Source organism: Pseudoflavonifractor gallinarum, from assembly GCF_014982855.1.
GTDB classification, from domain to species: Bacteria; Bacillota; Clostridia; order Oscillospirales; family Oscillospiraceae; genus Pseudoflavonifractor_A; species Pseudoflavonifractor_A gallinarum.
In genome coordinates this window covers 1-15,624 of sequence record NZ_JADCKF010000016.1, presented here as the reverse complement: position 1 = coordinate 15,624, position 15,624 = coordinate 1, and the positions used below count along the sequence as shown (strand labels likewise).

Below are 15,624 nucleotides of genomic sequence, written 5' to 3'. Positions count from 1 at the left end.
TTTTTGTGCATATTGTACTTATTCCACGTTTAATTCATATTATGTATTCAAGGAAAATGATCCGATCTTTTATACGCAGTTGCTTTTTAAACACTTATAGTCTAAAATAAAACAAAAACATAAAGGTTGGGTGCATATGGATTCCCAAAAAACACCTATCGATATGAATTCCAAGCCCTCTCGCACCAATGAGACCGCCGAAAAACTGATTTCTTTTATTTTGTCTCTCAACATGAAAGAGGGGGATCGGCTTCCAAATGAGGCTGAGCTCTCCTCCATGCTGAAGGTAAGCCGCAGTACGCTTCGTGAGGCGATCAAGCAATTGGTCGGCCGCAATATTTTGGATGTGAAGCAGGGATCGGGTACTTACATTTCCAGTAAGCGCGGAATACCGGTCGACCCGCTGGGCCTGACGTTTCTTGCACACAATAAGAAATTGGCTATGGATCTGATCGATGTGCGCATTATGCTGGAACCGCACATTGCAGCAGCCGCCGCAATTCACGCCACAGAAGAGGAGTGCCAGGAACTGCTCCGTCTCAGCTCGCTTCACGCTTCTCTGATCTGTGCTGGTGAGGATTATCAGGATGCTGACACAAAATTCCACGAACAAATTGCAAAATGTTCCGGAAATGCAGTCCTCGTCAATCTGATTCCGATCATTTCATCTTCCGTGTATGTTTCCACTACCATCTCCGACATGGATTTTCGCCAAACCTCAATCCGCTACCATCAGATGATTACAGAAGCCATTTGCCGCAAAGATTTTCTCGGCGCGCAAAATGCGATGTTGGCTCATTTGAATGCTTCCAGAGATTACTTTATTCACATGGATGATACCGTGAGCTGACGGGCCTTTCCGTTGGGCTTCCCTCAGCCGGTGCGCGATTTTTGGGTAAAAAGAGCGGCGCCTGGAACTCCCTTGTGTTCCAGGCGCCGCTCTTTTCCATCACCCCAGGCTGCGTCGAAGGAAATGGAGAGCATCTTCTGGTCCCGCTCCACACAGTAAATGGGCAGCTCCCGCTCTGAGGCCGCCACGCCTACGACCGCCGGATGGTTGACCGTTACGAACATGGCCACCGCCACCGCCAAACAACCTGCTGCCGCCAGGATCTTTCGCTTTAAAATAATACATTTCATTATAAAACCCTCCCTCATAACCATTGTCGTCCTATCCATATGCAGTAAAACACGCTCCCATGTGCTCGCCTTCTTTTGTCCCCCTCCTCAGGAACTTTTTGACTTCCCTGTGCGTCAAAAGGAAAGCCGGAAATTTTAAGGTTTTATTAAGAACTTGTCATCCTTTTGAAAATACCTTTTTATAAATGGTGTGATACAATAGGGTGAACTATTATCCAGGCATAGGAGGAAATGAATATGACGGAACAACAGACCCCCGTTCTCACACCTGAGACGTCCCCTACATCCGCCCCGTCTCCCACTGCCCCGCCCAAGAAAAAACGGAAAAAGAAACACCTTAAGGGAATCATTACCCTTGTTATTCTGCTGGCCATTCTGGCCGGCGGAGGTTATCTGCTCTGGCGCTTTGTCCTTCAGCCCCCTCCAGTGGAGCAGGGCGAGATCTATGCTGTCCCCGCCTCCATCGGCACCATCCAGAGCGTGGTACAGGGCAGCGGCAATGCCAAAGCCAAGGAATCGGCCGCTATCACACTGACCGAGGGCGGTACCGTACGGGAGGTTTTTGTCAATCCCGGCGATGTCGTCACGGCCGGACAGCCGCTGTACACCATTTACAGTGAGGCCGCCGAGAAGGCCGTCTCGGACGCCCAGGAAAAGGTGTCTAACCTGAACCGGGAGCTCTCCAAATTGCAGGAGCAGGTCTCCGATCTGGTGGTCAAGGCTCCCTTCGCCGGAAAACTGATGAATGTGCAGACCTTTACCCCGGACCAGGATGTCTCCAGCGGAGCAGAGGTCACCACACTGGTCAACGATAAGAAGCTCAAGCTCTCCCTCTATTTCAGCTATGCCTATGAAAACAGCATCGCGGTGGGGCAGAGCGTGTCGGTCAATATCCCCGCTGTCATGAAGGACTTTTCCGGTAAAGTGGAAAAGATCAACAAGGTCAGCTACATCTCCCCCGAGGGCGCCGTCCACTTTGAAGTGGTCGTGGTCTTCGATAACCCCGGCACCCTGACCGCCGGAATGGATGCCTCGGTGGCCATCACTCTGGCCGACGGCACTTCCGCCTACCCCTACGCCTCCGGTAAGACCGAGTACTATGAGACCCGTACTATCACCACCAAGGCCAGCGGCCCCGTGGTCTCTTCCAACCTCCTCAACTACGCCAATGTGACGGCCGGACAGACACTGCTCACCCTGGGCTCCGACACCCTGAATGACCAGATCACCGCCAAGCAGGATGAGATCGCCACCGCACAGAAGGCATTGGAGGACGCACAGAAGGCTCTTGCCAACTTCAACGCCGTGGCCCCCATCGACGGCACCGTGACCGCCTGTACCCTGACCGTCGGCTCCGAGGTCAAGAGCGGCGATACCGTCATCATCATCTCCAACTCCACCACGATGCTGGTCACCATTACTGTGGACGACCGGAACATCTCCTTTATCAAGCCGGGCAACACCGTGGATCTGGACTGGAACGGCTCTACTTACATCGGTACCGTCACCTCTATTGATATGAGCAAGGCGGAGAGCAGCAACGGTATGACCAACTACCCCGTGACCCTCACGGTGGACAATATGGACGGCAGCCTGGTGGATGGCGCCTGGGTCAACTACTCCTTCGTGACCAGCCAGTCGGACGACTGTGTGCTGATCCCCGGCAGCGCCGTCAAGAGCGTGCTGGACAAGGACGGCAACCCGCAGACCGTCGTGTTCATCAAGGCCGACAGCAAGCCGGAAAACACCCTGGAACTGGATCTGCCCGAGGTGGAGCCTGGCCAGAAACGCACCCTTCCCACCGAGGAGGACGGCTACTATCCCGTCGCGGTGGAGACCGGTATCTCGGATACACAGAACGTAGAGATCAAATCGGGCGTGGAGGAAGGCATGGAGGTCTTTGTCAACTATACCGTGACCGAATCCAGCTCCAGCTGGTAAATGGGGTGTCTTTATGCTCATTGACATCAAGAACCTCTATAAGATCTACAACGAGGGCAAAGAGAGCGAGGTGCGGGCTCTGGACGGCGTCTCCCTGTCCATCGACCGGGGAGAGTTCGTCGCCATCGTTGGACAGTCCGGTTCCGGCAAATCCACGCTGATGAATGTACTGGGCTGTCTGGACATCCCCACATACGGGGACTACTATCTGGACGGCACCGATATCACCTCTCTGAGCGACCGTCAGCTGGCCCGCATCCGCAACCGGGAGATCGGCTTCATTTTTCAGGGCTACAACCTCATTCAGGAGCTGGATGCCCTGGAAAATGTGACCCTTCCCCTGATCTACCGGGGCGTGCCTGCCTGGGACCGGGAGGACCTGGCCATGGAGGCCCTGGAGAAGGTGGGCATGGCCGAACGTGCCCATCACCGCCCCAGTGAGATGTCCGGCGGACAACAGCAGCGTGTGGCCATTGCCCGCGCCATTGCTACTCGCCCCCCCATCATCATGGCCGACGAGCCCACCGGCGCTCTGGACTCTAAGACCGGCAAACATGTGCTGGAGATCCTCCGGGACCTCTACCGGGAGGGAACCACCATCCTGCTCATCACCCACGACGACCACATCGCCGCCACCGCCCGCCGGGTGGTGCGCCTTTCCGACGGCGTCATTATCTCCGACGCCCCCCAGGAGGTGGATTGGACATGAACCTGCTGCAAGCCTTCAAGATGGCCTTCAAGTCCATCGCCTGCAAAAAGACCCGTTCCTTCCTCACCATGCTGGGCATCATCATCGGTGTCGCCTCGGTGGTCATCATGGTCTCGGTCGTTCAGGGACAAAACCAGAAAAATCTGGAATACTTTGAGAAGATGGGCAACAACAAGATCAATGTGGACGCCTACTATTTCTACGGCGGCGACAACGGAAACACCGTCTTTCAGGACCTGTATGACTACTGCCTGGGCATGCAGGACCTGGTGGTCGGCGTGACGCCCACCATCAATCTTTACAATGAGATGATCATCAAGTACGGCGCCAAGACCCTGTCCACCCAGAACTATGAAAACTGGGAGGATATGATCCAGGTGGTCCTCGGCTCGGACCAATACGGTGCCTGCAACAACTATACGCTGGCCAGCGGCCGGGAGCTGTCCTATCTGGACATTCAGAACACCAACAACGTCTGTGTCCTGGGCGGCCGCCTCAAGGAGACCCTCTTCAACTTTGTGGACCCGGTGGGCAAGACCATCACTATCAACGGTCAGCCCTTCCTGGTGGTGGGCTGGTATGAGCGCAAGGACCTGGAAAACTGGCCGGAGCTGGACAATATGCTCCTTCTGCCCTATACCTTCAACCGTACCCTCAACCAAAACAGCGCCATCAACTCCTTCGTGGTCAAGGCCAGAAGCGCCTCCGCCACGGTGGAGGCCATGACCCGCCTGGATGCCTTCCTCAGCTCCATGTTCCCCAAGGATGCCACCGGCATGCCTACGCGGGGAGACTACAACATCCGCAGCGACAATGCCTCGGCCGATTCCATCCAGCAGCAGAGCAACATGCAGGCCATGGTTCTGGGCGGAATTGCCGCCATCTCCCTGTTGGTGGGCGGTATCGGTATTATGAACATCATGTTGGTCACCGTGACCGAACGCACCCGGGAGATCGGCATCCGCAAGGCCATCGGCGCCGAACGGCGGAGCATCATTACCCAGTTTCTGATCGAGGCCGCTGTCATCTGCGGAATCGGCGGCCTGCTGGGCATTGGTCTGGGCTATATCGGCACACTGATCGCAGGCCGCTTCCTGCTGGACGGGACGCTGCTGCTGCCCAGTACCCCCATTGCTCTGGGCGCCTTCCTGTTTTCTGTGGTGCTGGGCGTCCTCTTTGGTATGTATCCCGCCATCAAGGCCAGCGGCCTCCAGCCGGTGGAAGCACTGCGTGCGGATTGATCCCAAGTGCAAAGGAGAGAAGTGCATGAATTGTAAACGTATTCTGGCCGGGGCCATTGCCGCGGCAACTCTTGCAGGACTGCTGGTCCTGCCCGTGGGCGCGGCCGACGGCTCCGCGTTCCACGACATCAGCGATGCCGACACTGCCGAAGCGGCGGAGATCCTCCGCCTGCTCGGCGTAGTGGACGGCACCGGCGGCGGTTCCTTCCGCCCCTCGGCCACCCTCAGCCGGGCGGAATTCTGCAAAATGGCGGTGGATGTGATGGGCAAGGGCGATCTGGAGCCCGCCCAGCGCAACCGTACCATTTTCCTGGACGTCGGTCCCAAGCACTGGGCCCGGGGCTATGTGAATCTCGCCTCCTCCCTGACCACCAGCGGCGAGCTGGCGGATACCTCCAGCACCTCCTCGGACAAGGGCGAGAGCGCCCCTGCCGCTGACCGCCTGATTCTGGGCGTGGGCAACGGCACCTTTGAGCCTGACCGCGCCATTACTTATGGAGAGGCCGTGGCCATTCTCACCCGCGTGCTGGGCTACACCACCTCGGATATCGCCACTGGCTCCACCTGGTATGACGGATATCTCTCGGTGGCCGGAGAAAACGGGCTCACCCAGGGCCTGGGCCTGAAGGGCAATTCCACGCTGACCCGCGGCGAGGCGGCGGAGCTCTTCCGCAACCTCCTCTTTACCGATGTGAAGGGCTCGGAGGAGTGCTATCTGGTCCAAAAGCTGGGCGGCACCCTCACGGAGGACACCGTTCTCCTCTCGCTGGATAAAAACCAGAGCAGCGGCTCCACCACCGTTACCGTGGCCAACGGCCTGGATACCCGCTCCCCCAAGACCCAGCGCACTGAGCTCTCTTCCTCGCTGCTGGGCGTCCGGGGTGAGATGGCCCAGGACAAAAACGGCAATTTCCTCACTCTGCGTCCCAATGAGGACGACTCTGTCCGGCGCGTCACGGTCTCCGGCACGGTGGACGCCAACTATATCACAGCCGGCGGAGAAAAGATCACCATTCTCCCGGAAACTCCGGTCTGGAAAAACGGCGAAGCCACGACCTTTGAAAAGGTATGGTCCTATCTCTACAACGGCACCCCCACGACCCTCTGCTATGGCCCCTCGGGCAAGCTGGACTATGTCTATCTCTCCTCCGCCTCCCAGTCCAGTGACAGCGTCATGGTGGCACGGACCAAGCCGAACGGCACCACCAATCCCTTCTCCTCCCTGGCGGGCGGACGCACCGACTATCAGCTCTACAAGAACGGTGTCCCTGCCACGGTCGCTGACCTGCGCCAGTACGATGTGGCCACCTATGACAGCGGCGCCAATATCATCCGGGTCACCGACCTGCGCCTCACCGGCCTGTATGAAAACGCCTATCCCAACCCCACTGCACCCTCCAAGCTGACCATGCTGGGACAGGAGTTTACCGTTCTCCCCGGGGCTGTGGCCGATCTGGCCCCCTTCCGTCCCGGCGATCAGGTGACGCTCCTCTTTACCTCTGACGGCCGGGTGGCCGGCGCCCTGGATCCCTCCCTGGCCCGCTCCACCACGGTGGGCGTCGTGGAGAAATGCTCCGCCAGCAGTGCGGAGGTCAAGCCCCTCCTGGACCTCTTCAACGCCAAGGGCGAAAAGGTGGTCTTTACCGGCGATCCCGGTCTCAACGAGGCCTCTGCCGACAAGATGGTGGGCCAGCTGGTCACGATCTCCTCCGGAAAGCAAGGGAAACTCTCCCTCACCCGTCTGGGCGGCGGCAGCGTCAGCGGTACCCTCAACGTGGCCTCCCGCACCCTCAACGACGTTCCCCTCTCGGAGAATGTCCGCATGTTTGAACGGGTGGGCAACAGTGAGCCTCATGAGATCACCTTTGACCAGCTCACCCGGACCAGCGTCCCCTCCTCCAAGATCCTCTACGCCGGCAAGGATTATGCCGGAAAGTACAACATCCTGGTCTTTGACGATGTGACCGGCGACCAGTATGACTACGGCTTTGCCAAATATACGCCCGGCCGTCACAATCCCGACGACCCCTGGGATTTCAGCAACGCGTCCATCACCGTGAAAAACGGCGCTCAGCCTCAGGGCGGCACCGAACTGATCACCGGTTCCGCTGATCTCCGCACGGATGATGCGGTGGGTATCGCCGCCTCGCTGGAGACCCAGGGTGGACAGCAGAAACTGGCCGCATCGATCTCCCTCCAGTCCGCCTCCGGCATCCGCCGGGCGGCCTACGATCCGGACAGCCATATGCTGAAGGTGGGCGACTCCCTCTATCCTGTCTCTCAGAAGGTCTGGTGCTACAACAAGACTACCGGCCACTGGTTTGAGGCCGATACCGGGTACGAGCGCTTTGAGCTGGCCCGGGCCTACTCCGATGACCTGACCGTCTACTACGACAAATCCCCCGAGCAGGGCGGCAAGATCCGCCTGGTCGTGGTGGAGTAATTCCGTTCTTCTCCCAGTTATGAAAAAATACCCGGCGGCGGATCATAGAATCCGCCGCCGGGTATTTTTATCGGTGTTGTTTACAGCATTTTCCCGTCGCTTCCGTTCAGCATATAGGAGCCGCTGTCGGTCTCCACATACCAGACCGGTGTCAGGGTATATGGCCGGCTGTTGGAGAGGTGATACCCCGCCGTAATGGAGTAGATCTGGCTGAACATCCGCCCGCTCTCATTGCGCTGTCCCAGAAAGCGCATCAGCATGGTGGGGACGTTGAGCATATCAGACTCTTTTAAAACGCTCACTTCCCCAAAAATTCGCTGGCCTTCCATGGTGTGCAGCCCGCCATTCTGATAGTGGAGCTCCGCCACGGCATTAAAGACCGGCACACCGTCCAGATTCTGCCGGAAGGTGAGGATCTCCTCCTCTCCGCTGCTGCGGCGGTCGGTCAGTTCTCCGCTGAATTCCAGACAGGAGAGCTTTGCCAGCCCGTGGACCAGGGGTTCCTGTCCATTGAGCATCATCTCTCCCGGGTTAAACTCCGCGGAGAAGCGGCCATTACTGAAGGTCTCCAGCCGTCCGGCTGCCCCGGTATAGACCAGGCGGACACTTCCCCCCTCATCCTCCCAGCTGCAATGCCCCAAGAGGGCCTGCGCCTGCTTGGGAGGGGTCTGAAGATTCTCCTGTTCCACCAACAGAGTGGGAAGCTCTTTTTCTTCCGGCAAAATACTGCGGGAGACAGTAATTCCATTTTTCTCCAGCGCCTGCAGCACCTGTGTCAGAGATGCGCTGGCGTCCTGTCTCTGCTCCAACTCCTGCTGCAGTGCCATGACCAGTAAAATTCCATTGAGCAGAAGCAAAATGAGGAGAATAATATTTTTTATTTTAGACCATTCCAACGGCACACCTCCTCATCCGGCCATCCAGGACGCCTGGGCGCTGTTTCCGTCATCCCGATAGCACAGGCTCAAATCTGCGCCGGCCTCCAGATTCAGAGCCGACAGGGCCGCGATCGCCTGTGTCTCCGGCAGCACCAGGGTCTCTTCTCCGGTTGTCGTATAGCAGCGCAGGTGCATCTCATAGGATGTGATCCGGTCCTCACGCACCGTAAACGAGGCGGCCTCTCCGTCCTCGAGACTTACATCTGCTCCCCCCAGCGTATAACCAAAGCGGATCTCCCATCCGCCTTCCGGCTGCTCCAGTGTCTCTTTCAGATAGATCTGTGCCTCATTGGCTGTCGTACCGCACCAGGCCTCCAATGCTTTGTAGAAGAGATTGCGCCCTGCCTCTACTGCCTCGGACAGGGAGACGCTGCCCTGCCCCACTGGATACCGTGCTGTGGAGAGGGCCTCCCCATCTTCGTAAAAGATATCTCCGTTTTCGCTCAGCCGCAGCCCGTCTCCGTCCCGGAGGACCCATGCGCCCCCGATGGAATAATCGCTGCCCCGGAACCCTAACGTGCGTTCCAGTTCTGCGCGGACCGCCTCGTCGCTCAGCTCCAAGGTCTGCGTCACCTGATAGCGCTGTGCTGCCGGTGCGTCGGGCAGGAGCAGGACTTCCGGGGCCAGTGCGCGGTAGGATTCCTCCTCCCGCTCAAAGGCAAACCGGGCGCCATTATCCCCATACTCCAGCAGCGTATTGTTCAGATATCCCTCACATACCACCGACGTATTACAGGCATAATACAGGCCCTGCTGATCATCCATATAGTAGAGGGTCGCCGTTTCCGCGCCCTCTTCCGCGGTCAGGACCAAGCGCCGGGCAGAGCCGGGCAGGATCTCCACGTCTCCGCCCTCCGATGCCCAGCGTACCATCAATTCCATGGGTACGCTGCCCAGAAAATCAAAATAGAGTCCCGGTGTCTTCAGCGCCTGCTGCCAGTCCAGGGCAGAGACCGTCTGAGCGTCCCGTGCGCTGGCCAGGCCCTCACTGAGAAATCCGCTGAGCGCCCCAAAGACCTGTTCCACCTGCACGGTATCGTACTGGATCCCATAGCGGCTGACACTTTCTCCCCCCTGTCCGCACACCGCGATGCGCACAGGATGGGGGAGAGATGCCGGACGGCCTGGATCGAGGGAGGGCGATACCTCCGATTCCTGCCCTGCAAAGAAGCTGCTCAGAGAGGAAAACCACACCTTATCTCCCGCTACGGTATAGATCTGGCTGCGCCCCACCAGGGACACCGCAGAGCAGATCAGCAGCAGGATGAGTACATCCTTCCCCAGTTCCACTGCCCTGCGCCGTTTGCTGAGGCGGGGCTTGCGGACCGTATTACGCAGTTTCATAGCCGGGCCCCTCCATTTTCAGCTCCATACGCACGGTCAGGCCGGGGCCCGGACGGTCTACCAGACGGAGCACACCCTCGTGCCGGTCAATGATCTCTTTTGCAATGGACAGACCCAAGCCTGTGCCGCCCGACTCCCGGGAGCGGGCCTTATCTACCCGGTAAAAGCGCTCAAAGATCCTGGGCCGGTCCTCTACGGGGATGCCGATGCCGTTATCCGACACCTCCATCCACACCCAGTTCCCATCCCGTCCGGCCCGAATGAGGATCTTTCCATTGTCCGGAGTGTATTTGATGGAATTGGAAATCACATTCATCATGACCTGAACGATCCGCTCCCGGTCGCCGATCACCTGCGGAAGCTCTTCCTCCAGCAGCAGACGCATATCATGGCCGTGGCGCTGGGCCTCCATGCGGTTGGCCTGGTATACATCCTCTACCGCCTGCCCAAACGAGAAGGGAGCCATTTTCAGCTCGCTGTGTCCCGAATCAAAGCGGGAAAGGGTCAGCAGATCCTGCACAATATGGGTCATCCGGTCGCTCTCGGCCAGAATCACACTCAGGAAATTTTTCTCCATCTCCGGCGGGATCTCCCCTGCGCTGTCCACCAGAGTCTCCGCATAGCTGCGGATATTGGTCAGGGGCGTGCGCAGCTCATGGGACACATTGGCTACAAACTCCCGCCGCATCTCCTCGGTCTTGCGCTGCTGGGTGACATCGTGGATGACCACCAGCACGCCGCCCTGGCGCTCCCGGTAGAAGGGGGCCAGGAGGAGCTCCAGGCTGCGGCCGTTGACCTCCCGGGTACCGTTGAGGCAGCCGTTGGCCTCCACCGCAAGCACATCGTGAAGGGGGGCAATATCCCCAAAGAGGAACTCATAGTTATAGCTCGGCTCTTCTCCCTGTTCCTCATTGCTCACAGGAATGGGCCGCCCCAGCATTTCCTCCGCAGCGGGATTGGCATGGATCACCGCGCCGGAGGCGGAAAAGGCCACCACGCCATCGGTCATATAGAGGAAGAGGGTATCCAGCTTATTGCGCTCATTCTCCACCTCGGTCAGCGTCTCCTGGAGCTGCTGCGCCATGGCGTTGAAGGTTCCGGTCAGAATGCCGATCTCATCCCGGGAGGCCACCTCCAGCTTGTAGGAGAAGTCCCCCTCGGCCACCCGCTCGGCCCCCTCAGTCAGGCGTTCAATGGGAATGACCATGGTCTTGGACATCAGGAAGGAGAGAAGCACCGAGATCATCAGTCCGAAAAAGAGCGATTTGACGATCAGATCGATGAGGGCCCCATTCAGGTCTGAGATGCTGGCGCGGTTATCATAGATATAGATGATATAGTCGCTCTCTCCCCGTTCAATGGGAAAGGCCACATCCATATAGCGGGAGGATACGTCGCTCTCATATCCGCCGTCCTTGCCGTTGAGGGCGAGACTCAGATTCAAAGAGCTGAAATCCAGAATGGGATCACTCTGGGTATCCGAGGTCTCCAGACACCGCCCGGTCTGTCCGTCCAGAACATAATAGTTCCGGTTGCGTCCATCTACGCCGAGGGAGCCGTTATAGGATTCCAGGATCATGGCGATCTGCTTGGCCCCGTTTTCCTCTCCCTCTACCGGAGTACGCAGGGCCGCCATCAGGTCGGCGTCCTGTCCGAACACCTCTTCCATTCTGGTGTAGAAGTCGTGAATATAGTAGCTCACCACGGAATTGATGAGGAAGGCGCCCACCACCGTCATCAGTGACACGATGAGCAGCGTCATGATGAGCACCAGTTTCATATGCAGGCTGCGAAACATGCGCGCGCCTCCTCTCCTTTCCTTACTGCTCTTCCCCGTGGAACAGGTACCCCAATCCCCGACGGGTCAGGATGAACTGGGGCAAAGCGGGGTCCCGCCCAGTGGGCAAGCCCACTGGGTCCCCGTTCTTCCTATATGCGGGAGGATGAAATGAATCCATCCTCCCTCCGGCGCGTACGCGCCGCCCCACTTTGTGGGGCCCCGAGGACGCCCCCGCTTTCTTTCCTTACTGCTCTTCCCCGTGGAACAGATACCCCAGTCCCCGCCGGGTCAGGATGAACTGGGGCGAAGCGGGGTCGTCCTCCACCTTCTCGCGCAGGCGCCGGACGGCCACGTCCACCGCCCGCACATCGCCCACATATCCCTCGTAGTTCCAGACATGTTCCATCAGCGCCTCCCGGGAAAATACCTTCCCCGGCTGAGACGCCAGAAACTTCAGCAGCTCATACTCCCGCTGCGTGAGGTCCAGCGGAGCGTTATCCTTATAGCCCACCATCTCGTCTGTGTCGATGCGGATGCGGCCCTGTACGATCTGATTGGCCCCGCTATCTGTGCGGGGCTCCTTGGCCGCCTCGTGCAGCAGCACCTCGGTACGGCGGATATTGGCCTTCACCCGGGCCAACAGCTCCCGCATGGAAAAGGGCTTGGTGATATAGTCGTCGGCCCCCAGCTCCAGCCCCAGCACCTTGTCAGTCTCCTCTTCCCGTGCGGTGAGCATGAGCACCGGCGTGCTCCGGTTCTTTTCCCGGAAGGCTTTGCAGACATCAAACCCGCTGCGCTTGGGCAGCATCAGGTCCAGCAGAATGAGGTCCGGATTCTGCTCCAGCGCCAGCTGGAGTCCAGCCTCTCCGTCATAGGCCTCCAACGTCTCATAGCCCTCCCGCACCAGATTGAAGCTGAGGATATCCACGATATTCTTTTCATCCTCTACAATCAGAACCCGCTTTTTCATGGGTCTCCTCCTTCTTGTCTCGCGCTCTGTATGCTCCAGGAATCAAAGGCCCAGCAGCACCTTGACCTTCAGCGCGGCGGCTACCGTCTTTCCGTCCGCGATCTCGCCGGACATGACCCGCTCCACCAGCGTCTGGAAGGGAATCCGCTCCCGCTCCAGGAACTCATCCTCATCGGGGTGGCACGCCCCCTGGTGGAGCCCCCGGGCCAGATACATGTGCAGCACTTCGCTGGAAAAGCCCGGAGAGGTATAGATACAGCCCAGATAGGTCAGCTCATCGGGCACCGCGCCCACCTCTTCGCTCAGCTCGCGCAGAGCCGCCAGGCGGTGATCCTCCCCGTACTCCAGCTTACCGGCGGGCAGCTCAGCAATGACCTTTTGGAAGGGATAGCGGAACTGGCGCACCAGTGTGACGGTGCCATCCTCATAGAGGGGCAGGATCACCACGCCGCCGGGATGTTCTACCACCTCCCGGGAGGCCTTCCGCCCGTTGGGGAGCTCAGCCTCATCCAGGCGCAGGGTAACAATACGACCTTTGAATTTGATCTCAGAGGACAGCGTCTTTTCCAACAACTCCACGCGTAACACTCCTTGTCTCCGGGCATTCGCCCGTCTGCGTTCTTCCGGCTTGGTTCCGTATTGTATTAGTGTACCACAAATGGCGGCCGCCCGCCAGTCCGGACCCCTGTCGGCGGCCAATTTTTCCCACTGCCGTCCGGGGGAAACATTACCGCTGTAAAAGCCCCCGCCGCCCCGGTATAATGGAAGCAATCCATCCCCTATTCCCTCTTCCGGACCCAGGGGAACACTATGGAAAGAGGAGGCATTTCATGACCATTCACCCCATCGGTACATCCAGCATTGCCCTCTATCTCTCCCCCTCCGATCTGGAGGAACGGGGAGTTACTGGCGACACCTTTTCCGACGAGGCCGCCCTGACCCTTACCCGTGCCCTGTGCCGGGAGGCCGGCATCTGTCTGGAGGGCACCCTGGAAGTGGACGCCTACCCCGGGGGCGACGGGCTTCTGGTCTTTGCCTATGTCCGTCCGCCTCGTCAGATCTGGTTCATCTTTGATTCCCTTCCAACGCTGTGTGCCGCCGCCCGGAGCCTGCCCGCCCTCCCCCCGTCGGCCGCGCTCTTCTGGTGGAAGGACGCCTGGTGGCTCTCTCTGCCCGGCACGGAGCGCTGCGCCATCCATATCCTCAGCGAGTACGGCACCTCTCTGCCCTCCACCCCCTTCCGGGAGGGACAACTGGCCGAATACGGCCGCCCCGTCTTTGACCGGCAGGCCCTGGAGCAGCTGCTCCTCTATGATCCCTGAGCCAATACGGGAAGATTCCCACGCCTTTCGTCGAACTGCTTGACAGACATGCTATAATATTGGTACGATAGACACCAGAGATCCGGAGCGGAGGTGAGACCGTGGAGCGCAAGGGCACAAAACTGATCGCGAAAAACAGCAAGGCCTTTCATGACTACTTTATTGAGGACCGCTATGAGGCCGGCATTGCCCTTTCCGGCACCGAGGTCAAATCCATCCGTCAGGGCAATGTGAATTTGAAGGACTCCTTCTGTCTCATCAAAGACGGGCAGATGCAGGTCATCGGCATGCACATCAGCCCCTACGAGAAGGGGAACATCTTCAACAAAGATCCCCTCCGGCCCCGCTCCCTGCTGATGCACAAGCGGGAGATCCTCCGCCTGTTCATGAAGGTGAAGCAGGACGGGTACTCTCTGATCCCTCTCTCCCTCTATTTCAAGGATTCCCGCGTCAAGCTGGAGGTCGGTCTTGCCAAGGGCAAGAAGCTCTATGACAAGCGGGACGCCGCGGCCGCCAAGGACGCCAAGCGGGAGATGGACCGCACCATGAAGACCCGACGCAATTACGGCTGATCCGGCCGCTTTTACGCGTGATGTATACGAAAGGACGTGTTTCCTATGGCTCAGAATCCCATCGTGACCTTTGAGATGGAAAACGGCGGCAAGATGGTTGCCGAGCTCTATCCCGAGATCGCTCCCAACTCCGTCAACAACTTCATCAGCCTGGTGAAGAGCGGCTTTTATAATGGCCTGATCTTCCACCGTGTTATCCCCGGATTCATGATCCAGGGCGGCTGCCCCCAAGGCACCGGCATGGGCGGCCCCGGCTACTCCATCAAGGGTGAGTTCTCCGGCAACGGCTTCAAGCAGAACACTCTGAAGCATGACCGCGGCGTGCTCTCCATGGCCCGCGCCATGCACCCCAACTCCGCTGGCAGCCAGTTCTTCATCATGGTAGAGAAGGCGCCCCACCTGGATGGCCAGTATGCCGCTTTCGGCAAGGTCATCGAGGGTATGGACGTGGCCGACGCCATCGTGGGCGTCAAGACCGACGCTATGGACCGCCCCTTTGAGGAGCAGCGGATGAAGAGCGTGACCGTGGAGACCTTCGGTGTGGACTACCCCGCGCCGGAAAAGTGCTGAGTTTCAAGTTTTTCCTGTGATCGTTGTTCCCACCAGGGAACTGCAACCTCCCATCCCGCCGAAACCCAATAACATGGGTTCGGCGGGAAGAGGAGGCGCAAGGGAGCGAAGCAAGGGATGTCTGTGCCTGGGTATCCCGAGTGGAGCAGACTTTGCGACGACATGGGGGCGTACTGGTTTCGACGGGGACGTAGAGGCCGGAATAGCGGGCAGATGCGCCTAACATCTCTAAAATGGGCAACTTATAAATTAAAGAACAACGATAACGTCGTTCTCGCCGCTGCTTAATTAGCGGCCGTCCCACCCGGAAGGACCACGAGCCGGGATGGGGCGTCGTTTAGTGGTGCACGTGTGTGCGCAAAGCTTTGAGCGCACCATGAATCATGAAGCTACCAATCCCTGAAGTGTGACGGCTCACGTCAGGGTGCGGGAATGGAAAGAACCGTCTGCGCCCGGAGAAGTTCCTGCTGAAGCGTTTTCGGACGGGGGTTCGACTCCCCCCGCCTCCACCAAAACAAAATCCCCTGTAACCGCAATGGTTGCAGGGGATTTCTTTGTGCCGCAATGGTTTAGAGGTTTGTACTCAGTACAATTATATTGTACTACGTACCATATTTTTTAACACAATACAAGTCGAAATTGCACACGGATTAC

General features: G+C 58.5%; 14 protein-coding genes and 1 other RNA gene. 9 read left to right on the top strand and 6 right to left on the bottom strand.

All coding sequences use genetic code 11. The features are described 5' to 3' along the window. The first annotated feature begins 136 nt into the window (after window positions 1-136). The gene (locus INF37_RS14420) at window positions 137-850 is read left to right on the top strand and encodes a FadR/GntR family transcriptional regulator (protein ID WP_101692226.1); all 714 of its coding nucleotides are present in this window, start codon (window positions 137-139) and stop codon (window positions 848-850) included. 23 nt (window positions 851-873) lie between these two features. Here the strand turns inward: INF37_RS14420 and INF37_RS14415 are convergent, their stop codons facing one another. Continuing rightward, window positions 874-1,140: a hypothetical protein gene (locus INF37_RS14415; RefSeq protein ID WP_193539089.1), complete on the bottom strand. Its 267-nt coding sequence runs from the start codon at window positions 1,138-1,140 to the stop codon at window positions 874-876. Window positions 1,141-1,377: 237 nt separating this feature from the next. On the opposite strand from INF37_RS14415, the gene INF37_RS14410 reads away from it, so the two are divergent. From INF37_RS14410 to INF37_RS14395, 4 genes are read left to right on the top strand one after another with little or no spacing between them, the layout of a single operon-like run. Beyond that, window positions 1,378-3,081, top strand: a complete 1,704-nt coding sequence (locus tag INF37_RS14410; protein ID WP_193539087.1) for an efflux RND transporter periplasmic adaptor subunit — start codon at window positions 1,378-1,380, stop codon at window positions 3,079-3,081. A 13-nt stretch (window positions 3,082-3,094) separates the two neighbouring features. Beyond that, complete coding sequence (locus INF37_RS14405; RefSeq protein ID WP_101692229.1) at window positions 3,095-3,790, top strand: ABC transporter ATP-binding protein; 696 nt, start codon at window positions 3,095-3,097, stop codon at window positions 3,788-3,790. Next, on the top strand, window positions 3,787-5,031 hold the full coding sequence (locus INF37_RS14400) for an ABC transporter permease (protein WP_193539085.1): 1,245 nt from the start codon (window positions 3,787-3,789) through the stop codon (window positions 5,029-5,031). The genes INF37_RS14405 and INF37_RS14400 overlap by 4 nt, the downstream gene beginning before the upstream one ends. Before the next feature lie 25 nt (window positions 5,032-5,056). After that, window positions 5,057-7,474, top strand: a complete 2,418-nt coding sequence (locus INF37_RS14395) for an S-layer homology domain-containing protein (protein WP_193539083.1) — start codon at window positions 5,057-5,059, stop codon at window positions 7,472-7,474. Between the two features lie 80 nt (window positions 7,475-7,554). On the opposite strand, the gene INF37_RS14390 is transcribed toward INF37_RS14395, so the two are convergent. The 5 genes from INF37_RS14390 to INF37_RS14370 form a co-directional block, all read right to left on the bottom strand. Beyond that, complete coding sequence (locus INF37_RS14390) at window positions 7,555-8,370, bottom strand: hypothetical protein (protein ID WP_193539081.1); 816 nt, start codon at window positions 8,368-8,370, stop codon at window positions 7,555-7,557. A 12-nt stretch (window positions 8,371-8,382) separates the two neighbouring features. Next, window positions 8,383-9,756, bottom strand: a complete 1,374-nt coding sequence (locus INF37_RS14385; RefSeq protein ID WP_193539078.1) for a hypothetical protein — start codon at window positions 9,754-9,756, stop codon at window positions 8,383-8,385. Further along, window positions 9,743-11,554: an ATP-binding protein gene (locus INF37_RS14380; RefSeq protein ID WP_101692234.1), complete on the bottom strand. Its 1,812-nt coding sequence runs from the start codon at window positions 11,552-11,554 to the stop codon at window positions 9,743-9,745. Before INF37_RS14380 ends, INF37_RS14385 begins: the two co-directional genes overlap by 14 nt. Window positions 11,555-11,780: 226 nt before the next feature. Continuing rightward, complete coding sequence (locus INF37_RS14375; RefSeq protein WP_193539076.1) at window positions 11,781-12,506, bottom strand: response regulator; 726 nt, start codon at window positions 12,504-12,506, stop codon at window positions 11,781-11,783. Window positions 12,507-12,548: 42 nt separating this feature from the next. Next, window positions 12,549-13,085, bottom strand: a complete 537-nt coding sequence (locus INF37_RS14370; protein ID WP_101692236.1) for an NUDIX domain-containing protein — start codon at window positions 13,083-13,085, stop codon at window positions 12,549-12,551. 251 nt (window positions 13,086-13,336) lie between these two features. On the opposite strand from INF37_RS14370, the gene INF37_RS14365 reads away from it, so the two are divergent. The 4 genes from INF37_RS14365 to ssrA all read left to right on the top strand — a co-directional run bounded on the left by INF37_RS14365 (window position 13,337) and on the right by ssrA (window position 15,482). Then, window positions 13,337-13,828, top strand: a complete 492-nt coding sequence (locus INF37_RS14365; RefSeq protein ID WP_193539074.1) for an adaptor protein MecA — start codon at window positions 13,337-13,339, stop codon at window positions 13,826-13,828. 101 nt (window positions 13,829-13,929) lie between these two features. Continuing rightward, on the top strand, window positions 13,930-14,400 hold the full coding sequence (gene smpB / locus INF37_RS14360) for an SsrA-binding protein SmpB (protein ID WP_101692238.1): 471 nt from the start codon (window positions 13,930-13,932) through the stop codon (window positions 14,398-14,400). A gap of 45 nt (window positions 14,401-14,445) precedes the next feature. Next, the gene (locus tag INF37_RS14355; protein WP_193539072.1) at window positions 14,446-14,970 is read left to right on the top strand and encodes a peptidylprolyl isomerase; all 525 of its coding nucleotides are present in this window, start codon (window positions 14,446-14,448) and stop codon (window positions 14,968-14,970) included. A gap of 164 nt (window positions 14,971-15,134) precedes the next feature. Continuing rightward, window positions 15,135-15,482, top strand: a transfer-messenger RNA (tmRNA) gene (ssrA, locus tag INF37_RS14350). Window positions 15,483-15,624: the final 142 nt, after the last annotated feature.